A 12,921-nucleotide genomic window follows, 5' to 3' on the forward strand; every position below is an offset into this window, starting at 1 on the left:
GGGGCATTCAGGGCGTGGGCGGCATCACCCAGTGGGCCAGCGCGCTGCGCTCCAGGCCAAGGTGTTTGGCCACGGCGGCCGCCTCGAAGGCCCACAGGCCGTAGTAGCCGCCCAGGCCGTGCGCGCGCAAATGGCCGTTGAACCAGTCTTCGTGCACCAGCGCGCCATGCCAGCTGGCCAGGTAGTGTTGCAGGTGCTCGAGCTGCTGCGCCGGGTCGTCCGCGTCCAGGCACTCGAACAGGGCGGAATAGGGTTCGGCGAAATACCATTCGTCGACGGCGGGACGCTGCGCATCGATGGTCGACAGCAGCGCTTCGTACACGCCGTCTTCGCCATCGAAGGCCGTCTGCAGGGCGGCCAGGCGCATGGCCAGGTCGTGGCGGCCGAACAGCAGGGCCGCGCCCAGCAGCTGCAGGGTGCGCGCATAGTCCGTCAACTGTTCGAAATCAAAGGCGGGCAGGGCATCGTCATCGTAGGCGGCGGCCAGGGCCGCGCGCGCCGTTTCGCAGGCGGCGATGGCCGCTTCCAGCGCCGTCTCCACGTCAGGCAAGGGCAGGCCGGCCGTGTAGCGCAGCGAGAAGACCTGGTAAGCCACGCTGGCGGCGGCGCACGCCCAATAGGCGGCGTCGCCGCCGTCGACTTCCGCCTGCGCCTGGGCGCGTTCATAGGCGGCCAGCAGGGCGTCAAGATAGGCCAGGTTGCGCGCAAAATCGAAGGGGGTACCGAAAGGCGCGGGCGGCGTCTGGCGCGGCGCGTGGGGCCACGGTTCCTGCGCTGGCAGACAGACATCGGCGCACTCGCGCTGGATGGCCCAGTCGGCGAAGATTTGCTGCAAATATGCCGCCGTCTCGTCGTCGTGGACGATGGCGCCCGCGCCCACCAGGGTCGTGCCCAGCAGGGTATAGCCGGGGAAGCGGCTGCTTTCGTAGGCGATGGTGGTCACGCTCTGGATGGCCTTGCCGTCGCTGAGGTCGCGCACGCGAAAGTACACGTCGTCCCAGCCCGTCAGCGGCGGCGCTGGCGCTTCGTTCGGCAGGGTGGCCCAGCTGCCGTCCGCCTGCTCTTCATAGGCGTCGAGCAGTTCGTCCAGGCCGCCGGGGCGGTCGATGCGGTTGTTGGCATCGTATTGCAGGTCCAGTTCGGCCGCAAACGCGGCCGCGTGGCGGCCCTCGAAGACCAGGTATTGCGCGTTGATCGTACCGACCAGCAGGTCCGTGTGCTGGCCTGCCACGACCAGCACCTGCGGCAGCCGGAACCAGTGGTAGCTGGGGATGCCGGCCATGGGGCCGCCTTCGTCCGCTTGCGGGTTATTGAAACGCAGCTGTTGCAGCCAGTTGTAGCGTTCGTGCCGCTCCGCTTCCGTGCCGCTGCCGCGGCCGGTCAATTCTTCAAACAGGGTATTCAACAACATCATGCATCTATCCTAAAAAAGCGTTCATGCCGCTGCCGCTGCCGTTTGCGCAAACGCAAACAGCGCGTCGAGCACGGCGTCCGGCTGCTCGGCCATCAATTCGTGCCCGCTGTCGACCTGCACCACCTTGCCATGCGCGATGGCGGACGTCAGCCAGCGGGTCGATTTGGGCGGCGTCATCATGTCGCGCGCGCCGAAAATGAATAAAGTGGGGCAGTGTACCGAAGCGGCCGCGATTTCGCCGTTCGCGTAGGCATTGCAGGCAGAAAAATCCGTGTGAAACACGTGAGCGGGATTGAGCGCGGCGATGCGCTGTTTCAGGCGCCGCGCGCCGCCCATGGCATAGAAGCCGGGGCCGGGAAACGACGGCTTTTGTGCGATCGACGAGTGCGACCAGATATTGACCATGTCGATGGCCGCCTGTTCATCGTTGAGCGACGTTTCCAGCAGCGCCGGCGAGACTTTCATCGGGTAGGTGGAACCGAGCATGGCCAGGTGGCTGACGCGATCCGGCGCCAGGAATGCCGCTTCCAGCGCGATCAATGAACCCATGCTGTGGCCGACCAGCATGGCCCTGGATGCGCCGGCCCCGTCCAGCACGGCGAGTATCCAGCGCGCCAGGTCTGCCACATTATCCTTTGCCGCGCCGCCGCTGCGGCCATGGCCCGGCAAGTCGACGGCCAGCACGTTCCAGCCGTGGTGGGCGAAATAGCGCGTCTGCAAGGCCCACACGCTATGGTCGTTCTGCGCGCCGTGGATGAAGACGGCCGTGGGCTGGTGCGGGTTGAATGGTTTGCCGCCCGTGTAGCAGTAGGCCGTGGCGTTGTCGATGGTGAGCTGCATGTCAGGCGCCTTTCTGCGACAGTTTCAGGCCACGGACCAGGTCTTCGATCAAATCGTCGGCGTCTTCCAGGCCCACCGACAGGCGCATGGTGCCCTGCGTGATGCCTGCCTGCGCCAGTTGATCGTCGGGCACGCGGAAGTGCGTGGTGGAGGCGGGGTGGATGACGAGCGACTTGGCGTCGCCCACGTTGGCCAGGTGCGAGAAGATCTTCAGGCTGTCGACGAAGCGCTGGCCCGCCGCGCGGTCGCCGTGCAGGCGGAAGGTGAAGACGCCGCCCGCGCCCTTCGGCAGCAGGGTTTTCGCCAGCTCGTAATCGGGATGCGACGGCAGTTCCGGGTAGGACACGGATTCCACGGCCGGATTGGCCAGCAGGAAATCGATGACCTTGCGCGTATTGGCCACGTGGCGGTCCATGCGCAAGCCCAGGGTTTCGATGCCTTGCAGGATGGCGAAGGCGTTGTGCGGACTCATGACGGCGCCGAAGTCGCGCAAGCCTTCGCGCCGCGCGCGCAGGGCGAACGGTGCCACCGTCGATTCCTCGGCGAAGACCATGCCGTGAAAGCCCTCATACGGTTCGCATAGTTCGGCGAAACGGCCCGTCTGGTCGTAGGCCGCCTGCCAATCAAAAGTGCCGCCATCGACCAGCAAGCCGCCGATGGCCGTACCGTGCCCGCATAAAAACTTGGTGGCCGAGTGGAACACCAGGTCGGCGCCATGCTCGAAGGGGCGCAGCAAATACGGCGTGGTGAACGTCGAATCGAGCATCAGCGGCAGCTGGTGTTCGTGCGCCAGGGCGGCAATGGTCGGGATATCGAGCACGTCGAGGCCGGGATTGCCCAGGGTTTCCGCGAACAGCACTTTGGTATTCGGGCGGATGGCGGCGCGCCAGGCATCCACGTCGCGCGGGTCGACGAAGGTCGTCTCGATGCCGAAGCGTTTTAATGTATACGTCAGCAGGTTGTGCGAGCCGCCGTACAGGGCGCGCGAGGCAACGATGTGCGAGCCGGCGCCGGCGATGGTACATAAACCCAGGTGCATGGCGGCCTGGCCGCTGGCCGTGGCGATGCCGGCCACGCCCCCTTCGAGGGCGGCGATGCGCTCTTCCAGCACGGCGTTGGTGGGATTCGAAATGCGCGAGTAGACGTGGCCGGCCCGCTCCATGTTGAACAGCGAGGCCGCATGGTCCGAACTCTTGAAGGCAAACGAGGACGTGAAATGGATGGGCGTGGCGCGCGCGCCCGTGGCCGGGTCGGGCGCGGCGCCCGCATGCAGGGATAAGGTATCGAAACCGGGGTATTTCGGGCCGCTCATGGTGTCTCCGCCAAGTTTTATAGTGGCAAGATCGTAACCTGATTTGCAGCTGAGCAAAAGGGCTCCTGTGCAGGGCGCATGGGGCCGTGCTGGCGGACGGTCAGGCTCAGCTCGCGTGTAACCTGAAGTGTAAAAAAAGTGACCGGCGCGGTGCGGCGGTGGTACGATATCGTATCAGCGATATTCGGGCTGTCTTAGCTGTGCGCGTGCGCCGCGCCGCAGGGAAGCAGTTGCAAGCGAACGAAATCCTGGGCTTCAGGCGCACTCTCATGCATGTCCACCAGGAAAGATTTTATGCCCGCAATATCGTTCGACGGCTCCCTTGCCGTACCCGGACCCTCTATCGTCGACGGCCTGTGCCAGGCAGGCTGGCTCATGCAAGAGCATTTCATCTCCCCTGAACTGAGCCGCCAGCTGGCCGCCGAATGCGTGCAATCCATGCTCAGCGGCAAGATGAAGGGCGCCGGCGTGGGCAGCGGCCATGCGCCGCTGCTGCAGCCGGACATCCGGGGCGACCATATCGAATGGCTGGAAACGGGCAGGTCAAGCGCGTGCGACCGCTACCTGGCACACATGGAAGCGCTGCGCCTCGTGCTCAACCGTGAGCTGTTCCTGGGGCTGGAAGAGTATGAAAGCCATTTCGCCCTGTACGCGCCGGGCGCCTTTTACCGGGCCCATCTGGACCGATTCCGCGACGACGACAAGCGCACCGTGTCCGTCGTGCTGTACCTGAACGACGACTGGCTGCCCGAACATGGCGGCGCGCTGCGCCTGCACCCGCAGGATGGCGCTCAGGTGGATATCTTGCCGCAGGCGGGCCGCATGGCCATGTTCATGTCGGGCGAGATGCTGCACGAAGTGTTGCCGACGGCGCGCGAGCGCCTCTCGATTGCCGGGTGGTTCCGCCGCCGGGGCTGATGAAAAGTTGCGCGCAATCCCCCTCGATTTGATTGCGCGCAAGGCTGGATTTTTCCGCAGGCATAGGCTACAGTCGCAGTAAGGGCTTAGAATAACTAAAATACCAATCACGCGGACAGGACGGCCAATATGAAAGTATCTGAAATTCTCCAAGTCAAGGGCAATATCCTCTACACGGTCACGCCTGACCAGCCCCTGCTTGACGCGGCCAATACCATGGCTGAAAAAGACATCGGTTCGCTGGTGGTCATGGAATTTGGCGACCTGGTCGGCATGCTGACCTTCCGTGAAGTGTTGAACGCCTTGCATGAAAACGCGGGCCAGATCGGCGGCGGCACCGTGCGCAAGCACATGGATGACCACCCGATCACCGTGACCCCGGATACGGAAGTCAATGAAGTGCGCCGCATCATGCTGGAAAAGCACGCGCGCTACCTGCCCGTCATGAATGCCAAGACCTTGCTGGGCGTCATTTCCTTCTACGACGTGGCGCGCGCCGTGCTCGAAGCGCAAAGCTTTGAAAACCAGATGTTGAAAGCGTACATTCGCGACTGGCCGGCCGAAACGACGGACTGATACCACGATGCAGTAAAAACAACGCCGGCGATTGCCGGCGTTTTGCATTCGCGATCCAAGGTGCAACCTATGCCGCGCCCTGCAGCGCTTCGTTGTTCAGCCAGGTGCCCAGCGCCGTAGCCGTCATGGGGCGGGCGAACAGAAAGCCTTGCGCCATCGGGCAGCCCAGCGCCTGCAAAATCTGTGCTTGCCGCTCGTCTTCCACGCCTTCGGCGATCACGGCCAGGCCCAGGTTGCGGCCCAGCTGGATGACCATTTCCGCGATGCTGCTGCCGCGCGCCGATCCCGTGATCTCGGTGACGAAGGCGCGGTCGATCTTCAGGCGGTCCACCTGCAGGCGCTGCAAATAGGACAGCGAGGAAAAGCCCGTGCCGAAGTCGTCGATGGCGATGCTCACGCCCGTCTGCTTGATCTGCCACAGCATCTTGATCAATAAGTCCGGCTCTTCCATGGCCATCGATTCCGTGATTTCCAGCTCGATGAATTCGGGCGGCGCCTGCGTTTCTTCCAGCGCCGCGCGCAGCATTTCCAGGAACAGCGGGTGGCGGAACTGCACTTGCGACACGTTGACGGACATGACGAAGTTGCGGTGGCCCTGCTCGCGCAGCAGCACCAGTTCGCGGCACGCCGTGCGCAGCACCCATTCGCCGAGGTCGATGATGATGCCCGAATACTCGGCGATCGGGATGAAGCGGTCGGGCGAGATGAACTTGCCGTCCGGCGTCTGCCAGCGCAGCAGCGCTTCGGCGCCTACGGGCCGGCGCGTGGTCAGGTCGATTTGCGGCTGGTACACGACAAACAGCTGGTCCTGACTGAAAGCCGTGCGCAGCGCGTGCATCATGCGGACTCTCTCTCGGATTTCGATGCCCATGCTGCGCGAAAAATAGAAATGCCCGGCGCGCTGCTGGCTTTTGGCCCGTTTCAGCGCGATGTCGGCATCCTTCAGCGCATCGGCGCCCGTGCCCGCATGTTCGCCCAGGCGCACCAGGCCCAGGGTGGCTGACAGCTGCACGTCCTGGCCATCGATGCAGAACGGCGGCTGGAACAGGGCCAGGATATTGCCTGGGTTGACTTGGGACGAGTCGCCCAGCACGCAAAAGATATCGCCGCCCAGGCGCGCCACCGTCAGCTGCGGCCCCAGCTGGGTTTGCAAGCGGCCCGCCACGGCGATCAGCAGCGTATCGCCGAACTGGTGTCCCAGCGCGTCGTTGGTTTCGGCAAAGTGGTCGAGGTCGACCAGCGACAACGTGGCGTCGTCGCGCGCGGGGCCGGCCAGGGTGGCGTCGAGAATTTCCACCAGGCGCGTGCGGTTCGGCAGCTTCGACAACTGGTCGTAGAAGGCGGCGTTGTGCAGGTGCGATACCAGCTCGACGTTGTCCAGGCCCACGGCGACGTTGCTGCAGAATACTTCCAGCAGGCTTTCATCGATGGCGGAAAGGGGGCGCGGCAGCATGAGGTAGGCGGCCGCGTCGCGGCCGGCCTTGCCCGCGAAGTACAGCGTGGCGTAGTCGTGTGCGTAGACATTGCGCCGCTGCGCCAGCGTGTGCTCGATGGCGGCCATCACGCGCGGGTTTTGCAGGCCGCACAGGGCGCTGTGCGGCAGGCTGGAAAAGCTGCCCGTGCAGGCCGAAACGAGCAGCTCCTTGCTGCCATTGTCCTGCAAGTCCTGCACGCACAGCACGCCGTCGGCCCGGGTGCCCAGCAGGTCGGCGATCTGCGCCAGCACGCCGGCCGAGAAATTCTGTACGCCATGCAGCGCCATCAGCTGCGTGCTGGCGTGGACGATACGGTCCAGGCCGCGCCGGCTGCTGTTGATTGAACGGATCTGCTCGTACGAGCGGATGGCCGCCGTCACCGTGGTAAACAGCTTGATGCGCGTCAGTTCGGACTTGGTCTTGTAGTCGTTGATGTCGAAATCGCGGATGGCGTCGATTTCCGGCGCATAGCCGGGCTGGCCCGTGCGCAGGATGATGCGCACGTCCGTCATTTTCAGCGTTTCGCGTATGTAGCGCACCAGGTGCAGGCCCGCGTCATCCTGTTCCATGACCACGTCGAGCAGGATGACGGCGATGTCGTCTTCATGCTTGAGCAGTTCGCGCGCCTGGCCGGCCGAATACGCATGCACGAATTCCAGCGGGCGGTGCTGCATTTCCAGATTGCCCAGGGCGAATGTGGTGGTGGAGTGGACGTCTTCATCGTCGTCGATGATCATCACCCGCCAGACGCTGCGCTGTGCGACGGCCAGCGACGCCGCTGGTTGCTCATCGAGGAATACCAGGTCGTCGTGATCGTCCTTGTTGGCGTCAAGGGGGATGATCGGTGCGGGCATGTATAGCTTCTCCAGGATGACTCAATACGGAACGTGAGCACATCAGAAATGTCCATGGCGTTGTTGTACTGCCTCGCCGTACTCGCGTACTGTCTTCGGCAGTACGCCTAGCCCTGGGCATTTCTGATGCACTCTGGAACAACGAAAAACAGCACTCAACTATCGTTGCGTTGCCTCGCCGTACTTGCGTACTGTCTTCGGCAACGACGCCTGGCCCTGGGCATTTTGTGACGTGCTCTCGGCGCAGCCTAAATCTGGGTTGGCGTTCAGTATTGTGTGCCGCGCTCTGATCCAAGTATATAGCTATTTAATAAGCAAAATGTTTTTTTAAGTCTATTCTGTAGGGCAATATTTCTTGCATTGCATGATTGCGACGCTTATTTGGTATTTTTTATGCGAAAAAATAACGCGGGATTTTAAAATGGCGGTTTGGGGCGGGGCGAAAGGCGCGGCGGGAGGGTGGGTGGCGGGTAAATATCGGGCAGTGGCCTGGCATTAGCGGCATGGCATGCCCCGCAGGCTGGTAGAATTGAGTTTTCCAGTCCTCACCACTTCCTACTATGTCCGGCAATTCTTTTGGCAAGCTGTTTACTGTTACCACTTTCGGCGAATCGCACGGTCCGGCCATCGGCTGCGTGATCGATGGCTGTCCGCCGGGCTTGATCCTGTCGGAAGCCGATATCCAGCCCGAGCTGGACCGCCGCAAGCCGGGCACTTCGCGCCACGTGACGCAGCGCCAGGAATCGGATACCGTGGAAATCCTCTCCGGCGTGTACCAGGGCGTGACGACGGGTACGCCCATCGCGCTGCTGATCCGCAATGAAGACCAGCGCAGCAAGGACTACGGCAATATCGCGGAAAGCTTCCGCCCCGGCCACGCCGACTACACCTACTGGCATAAATACGGCGTGCGCGATCCGCGCGGGGGCGGGCGCTCGTCGGCGCGCCTGACGGCACCCGTCGTGGGCGCGGCGGCGATTGCCAAGAAATGGCTGCTGCAGCAGTACGGCACCACGTTCAAGGGCTGCATGAGCCAGCTGGGCGATATTCCCGTGCCGTTCCAGTCGTGGGAGCACGTGCATGCGAACCCGTTCTTTGCCGCCAGCGGCGACGCGGACCTGATCGCGCGCATGGAAGCGGCGATGGACCAGCTGCGCCGCGACGGCGATTCCATCGGCGCGCGCATCGACGTGATCGCGCAAAACGTGCCGGTCGGCCTGGGCCAGCCCATCTACGACAAGCTCGACGCCGACATCGCCTATGCCATGATGGGCATCAATGCCGTCAAGGGCGTGGAAATCGGCGCCGGCTTCGATTCGGTGGCGCAAAAGGGTTCCGAGCACGGCGACGAACTGACGCCGGAAGGCTTTATCGGCAATAACGCGGGCGGCGTACTGGGCGGTATCTCGACGGGACAGGACATCAGTGTGTCGATCGCCATCAAGCCGACGTCGTCGATCCGCACGCCGCGCCGCTCGATCGATAAAGAGGGCAATCCCGTGATGGTGGAAACGTTCGGCCGCCACGACCCCTGCGTGGGCATCCGCGCCACGCCGATCGCCGAAGCCATGCTGGCGCTGGTGCTGATCGACCACGCCCTGATGCACCGCGCGCAATGCGGCGATGTCAGCGTGAATACGCCGAAGCTGAAGTAAATTGAATGTTGTCGGATGACGGGCCTGCGGCCCGGATCCGACCTACGACCCATGCCATGGAATGCTGTCGGATGACGGGCCTGCGGCCTTAATTCGACCCGCGACCCATGCCATGGAATGTCGTCGGATGACGGGCCTGCGGCCCTGATCCGACCTACGGCCCATGCCATGAAATGTTGTCGGATGACGGGCCTGCGGCCCTGATCCGACCTACAACCCATGCCATGGAATGCTGTCGGATGACGGGCTTGCGGCCTTAATTCGACCCGCGACCCATGCCATGGAATGTTGTCGGATGACGGGCCTGCGGCCCTGATCCGACCTACGGCCCATGCCATGTAGGTCGGATTAGCGCGCAGCGCGTAATCCGACACCATTGTCGGCGCTTCCTGTCACGCCACCTTGTTCGCCACCAATTCCAATTGATGGCGCATCTCCACCGACTGCACCAGCAACGCCCGGATATCGTTGATCAGGTTGAATTCCGTCTGATTCAATTGGATCGGCGGGAAGCTGTCGTCCCAGTCGCCATATAAAAATCCCGTGGGGTGGCCGTTGGCCGACAGCGGCAGCACGACGAAGCTGCGCGCTTCCGACAGGGTCGTCTTCCACCATTGCGGCAGCTTGGCGGCGAATTTCGGGTCGCGCGCGTTGTCGATGAAGATCACGCGGTCGCTGTTGAGGGCCGCATGGAAGACGTTCGGCTCATACGCGTCGCCAAACACCATCAAATCCTGCAGGTCCGCCATGCCTTCGCCCAAGCTGATGCGCGCCGAATACAAATGGTCCCTGTGGTTGCGCACGAACGCCACCGAGCGCGAAAAATCGAAGCCCTGGTGCAGCGTTTCGAGTGCCATCGAGACCATCTGTCCCGGGCTGGCGCTGCCGATGGCGCCGCGCAGGTCGGCCAGGCCGCCGATCAACACGCGATTGCCTTCGGCGCGCATGCGCGTCGAGGCCAGCTGGCGCGCGCGCCGTTCGGCCGGTTTCGACAGCGGTGCGATCGACAGGTCGGCCGCCGCCATCGCCTTGGCCTTGTCCACCGCCACCACCAGGTCGGTCGCGGTGATGCCCAGGGTGCCCGCATAATCGTCGATCAGCGCATGCACCTGCGCCGCGCCGGCCGCATCGTCATGCCACAGCGAGTCGGCGCAGCGCGCCGCCATCGTCGACAGGCCCGCCATCCAGTCGACGCCGCTGACGGGGGAGTTGTCCGGCGACGGGTCCATCGGACGCATGCCGTTGATCAGGTGCTGCGGCAAGCCCCAGTGGGCGGCCGTGGCATAGCCCACTTCGGGCAGCGACAGGCCGAGGATTTCGCGCGCGGCGGCAGCTTCGTTGCCGGGACCCGCATGCGCCTGCATGCGCGCCCAGAAATCCGTCATGTAGAACGTCACCATCATGCGGCCCAGGGTGTGCAGCATGGAGCAGACGACGGCTTGCTCCGCCTGCAGGCTGCCGGCGCTGGTGGCCACCTGCTGCGCCACCATCCCGGCCAGCACGGCTTTTTCCATTTCCACGTGGGCGCTGACGGAATCGGGCGACGCCTGCGACAGCTCCTCGATCAGCTTCAGGCCCAGCGCCAGGTGGCCGATGGCGTCGATGCCGAGCACCAGCACGGCCTTCGAGACCGTGTTGACGCGCTGGCCGAAGGCCGAATACATGCCGCTGTTGGCCAGCCTGAGCACCTTGTGCGTGAGGACAGGGTCGGACAGCACCGTTTGCGTGATGTCGAATTCGTGGTCATCCTCGCCGCGCATGGCGCCCAGGATGGCGCTGATGGCTTTCGCGAAGCCGGGCATGTCGCCTTGCTGTCGCGTGCGCGCCCACAGCAGGTCCAGGGTGTTTTTGCCGAGCTGTGTCGGTACCGTGAAATGACCTGGATTCATTGCACCCCTCCGCGCGGTTCATTGGCAGACGGCGCAGGCACCAGCGCCGCATAGGTTTTGTCGCTCAAGGCCGATAGCGCGGCATGGGCCGGCATCGGCTTGCCCGTCAGGTAGCCTTGCACGTACTGGCAGCCGCGCGACTCGATGAAGTGCATCTGCTCCTCGGTTTCCACGCCCTCGGCCACGACGGACAAATTCAAATGCTTGGCCAGGTCGAGAATGGTGTTGCAGATGGCCGCATCCTTGCTCGATTCGGGCAAGTCCTTGATGAAGGTGCGGTCGATCTTCAGCACGGAAATGGGGAAGCGCTTCAGATACGCGAGCGAGGAGTAGCCGGTGCCGAAATCGTCGATGGCGATGCGCGCGCGGCGCTCCGTCATCTTGACGAGGATGGTTTCAGCATGCACGGGGTCGATCATCAGCGTGCCTTCCGTGATTTCCAGCACCAGGTGTTCGCCGGAGAGACCCGAAAACGCGATGGCTTCATCGAGCACGTCGAGGAATTTATCGTTGCGGAACTGGCGCGGGCTGATGTTGACGGAGATGTACAACGGCCGTTTGGCCACTTCCTGGAACTGCTTGAGCTGCACGCAGGCCGCCTTCAGCGCCCAGGCGCCGAGCAGGTTGATCAGGCCATTGGCTTCCGCAATCGGGATGAAGCGCACGGGCGGCACCAGGCCCAGTGTCGGATGCTTCCAGCGCATCAGGGTTTCGAAGCCCTGGATCTGCCGCGTGTGCGCGTCGACGATGGGCTGGTAAAACAGCAGGAATTCGCCTTCGCGCACGGCGTGGAACATGGCCGCTTCCAACGAAATATCGTGTTCCGACGGGCCGTTCAGGCGCGGGCTGTAGACCAGGCAGCGGGCCTTGCCCGTTTCCTTGGCGCGCGACATGGCCGCATCGGCCAGCGCCACCAGGCGCACTTCATCCTCCGCGTGCAGCGGATAGATCGATACGCCGACGGAGGCGCCCACGTAGATCGTGTGGCCATCGACTTCGAACGGCGCCTGCAGGGTGGCCAGCAGGCGGCCCGTCACCAGCTTGATCTGGGCGTCGGTGGCGCTGCCAGGCAGCACGGCGACGAATTCGTCGCCGCCCACGCGCGCCAGGGTGTCGCTGTCGCGCAGGGTCTTGCGCAGGCGCGCGGCGGCCAGGCGCAGTACGGCGTCGCCGACGGGGTGGCCCAGGCCATCGTTGACCTTTTTAAAACCATCGAGGCCGATGGTGGCGACGGAAAAGCCCTGGCCCGAACGGGCGGCCTGGGCGATCACCATGCGGATGCGGTCCGACAGCAGCAGGCGGTTCGGCAGACCCGTGAGCGCATCGTGCGTTGCCATGTGGCGCAGCCGTTCTTCCGTGTTGTGCTGGGCCGACGTGTCGCGCCCGACCACCAGCAATTCGGCCACGCCGGCCGCGTTCATATAAGACGACAGGCGCAGCTCGAACCAGATTTCCTGGTCCGGCGCTTGCAGGCGCACTTCCAGGCGGCCCGGCTCTTCCAGCGCGTCTTCCAGCGCCGCCTGCAGCGCCGCGCGCGACGCTTCGGTGGCCAGCGGCAGCAGCAAATGGCCGGACAGGCCCGAGGGCGCGCCGAACAGGGTGGCCGCGCGCTTGCTGGCGAACAGGATCAGGCCGTCCGTATCGAGCCGGAACACGACGTCGCCTGCCTCTTCCATGAGGTTGTCCAACTCGTGGCGGGCCTCGCGGTGGGCGGCGGATGGGGTACTGGAAAACATCGTGCTGGCTTTTACCTTTTTATTATCAGTGCCGGCGCTCGCTGCAGGGCAGGGCGCCAACGGAAACAGTGCATCGTGCGTGACGCGCGCCATAGGGGCCGGAAGGGCGGCTATCGGAACGCGATCCACACGAAATGTATCATTGAAAAGCATTCGATTACATGAAATAAAGCAACATTGCTTCAGGTTTTGTAAATATTCCTGCCTTCCATGAAAAAAATCATGCCGCGCGACACACATGGGTATTTTCAT

Annotated in this window: 9 protein-coding genes; 3 read left to right on the forward strand and 6 right to left on the reverse strand. The window is 63.7% G+C overall.

Features of this window, described 5'->3' with window-relative positions; translation table 11 throughout:
* Positions 1–7: 7 nt before the first annotated feature.
* The 3 genes from IGS60_RS04790 to IGS60_RS04800 are packed head-to-tail and all read right to left on the reverse strand — an operon-like array spanning position 8 to position 3,566.
* Positions 8–1,414 carry a PoNe immunity protein domain-containing protein gene (locus IGS60_RS04790; RefSeq protein WP_230502728.1) on the reverse strand — a complete coding sequence of 469 codons (1,407 nt, stop codon included), beginning with the start codon at positions 1,412–1,414 and terminating at the stop codon, positions 8–10.
* Positions 1,415–1,435: 21 nt separating this feature from the next.
* The gene (locus IGS60_RS04795) at positions 1,436–2,254 is read right to left on the reverse strand and encodes an alpha/beta fold hydrolase (protein ID WP_230502730.1); all 819 of its coding nucleotides are present in this window, start codon (positions 2,252–2,254) and stop codon (positions 1,436–1,438) included.
* 1 nt (position 2,255) lies between these two features.
* Positions 2,256–3,566 (reverse strand): O-acetylhomoserine aminocarboxypropyltransferase, encoded by a 1,311-nt coding sequence (locus IGS60_RS04800; protein ID WP_230502732.1) that lies wholly within the window; start codon positions 3,564–3,566, stop codon positions 2,256–2,258.
* 294 nt (positions 3,567–3,860) lie between these two features.
* On the opposite strand from IGS60_RS04800, the gene IGS60_RS04805 reads away from it, so the two are divergent.
* Together IGS60_RS04805 and IGS60_RS04810 are read left to right on the forward strand one after the other, a co-directional pair.
* Positions 3,861–4,484, forward strand: coding sequence for a 2OG-Fe(II) oxygenase (locus tag IGS60_RS04805; protein ID WP_070291630.1), 624 nt, complete (start codon positions 3,861–3,863; stop codon positions 4,482–4,484).
* Positions 4,485–4,613: 129 nt separating this feature from the next.
* On the forward strand, positions 4,614–5,060 hold the full coding sequence (locus tag IGS60_RS04810; RefSeq protein ID WP_010398828.1) for a CBS domain-containing protein: 447 nt from the start codon (positions 4,614–4,616) through the stop codon (positions 5,058–5,060).
* Between the two features lie 67 nt (positions 5,061–5,127).
* Here the strand turns inward: IGS60_RS04810 and IGS60_RS04815 are convergent, their stop codons facing one another.
* Entirely contained in the window at positions 5,128–7,389 is a 2,262-nt protein-coding gene (locus IGS60_RS04815) for a bifunctional diguanylate cyclase/phosphodiesterase (protein ID WP_070291631.1), read from the reverse strand.
* A gap of 560 nt (positions 7,390–7,949) precedes the next feature.
* Here IGS60_RS04815 and aroC point away from each other — a divergent pair.
* Positions 7,950–9,044, forward strand: a complete 1,095-nt coding sequence (gene aroC / locus IGS60_RS04820; RefSeq protein ID WP_070224428.1) for a chorismate synthase — start codon at positions 7,950–7,952, stop codon at positions 9,042–9,044.
* Between the two features lie 392 nt (positions 9,045–9,436).
* Here the strand turns inward: aroC and IGS60_RS04825 are convergent, their stop codons facing one another.
* Both IGS60_RS04825 and IGS60_RS04830 read right to left on the reverse strand, forming a co-directional pair.
* On the reverse strand, positions 9,437–10,933 hold the full coding sequence (locus tag IGS60_RS04825) for an HDOD domain-containing protein (protein WP_230502734.1): 1,497 nt from the start codon (positions 10,931–10,933) through the stop codon (positions 9,437–9,439).
* The gene (locus tag IGS60_RS04830) at positions 10,930–12,669 is read right to left on the reverse strand and encodes a bifunctional diguanylate cyclase/phosphodiesterase (protein ID WP_070224478.1); all 1,740 of its coding nucleotides are present in this window, start codon (positions 12,667–12,669) and stop codon (positions 10,930–10,932) included. Before IGS60_RS04830 ends, IGS60_RS04825 begins: the two co-directional genes overlap by 4 nt.
* Positions 12,670–12,921 lie beyond the last annotated feature (252 nt).

This window comes from Janthinobacterium sp. FW305-128, from assembly GCF_020858135.1.
Classification (GTDB): domain Bacteria; phylum Pseudomonadota; class Gammaproteobacteria; order Burkholderiales; family Burkholderiaceae_D; genus Janthinobacterium.

Coding starts and splice junctions, on each gene's coding strand:
- IGS60_RS04790 (WP_230502728.1), bottom strand. CDS start 1,414: ATGATGTTGTTGAATACCCTGTTTGAAGAATTGACCGGCCGCGGCAGC.
- IGS60_RS04795 (WP_230502730.1), bottom strand. CDS start 2,254: ATGCAGCTCACCATCGACAACGCCACGGCCTACTGCTACACGGGCGGC.
- IGS60_RS04800 (WP_230502732.1), bottom strand. CDS start 3,566: ATGAGCGGCCCGAAATACCCCGGTTTCGATACCTTATCCCTGCATGCG.
- IGS60_RS04805 (WP_070291630.1), top strand. CDS start 3,861: ATGCCCGCAATATCGTTCGACGGCTCCCTTGCCGTACCCGGACCCTCT.
- IGS60_RS04810 (WP_010398828.1), top strand. CDS start 4,614: ATGAAAGTATCTGAAATTCTCCAAGTCAAGGGCAATATCCTCTACACG.
- IGS60_RS04815 (WP_070291631.1), bottom strand. CDS start 7,389: ATGCCCGCACCGATCATCCCCCTTGACGCCAACAAGGACGATCACGAC.
- aroC (WP_070224428.1), top strand. CDS start 7,950: ATGTCCGGCAATTCTTTTGGCAAGCTGTTTACTGTTACCACTTTCGGC.
- IGS60_RS04825 (WP_230502734.1), bottom strand. CDS start 10,933: ATGAATCCAGGTCATTTCACGGTACCGACACAGCTCGGCAAAAACACC.
- IGS60_RS04830 (WP_070224478.1), bottom strand. CDS start 12,669: ATGTTTTCCAGTACCCCATCCGCCGCCCACCGCGAGGCCCGCCACGAG.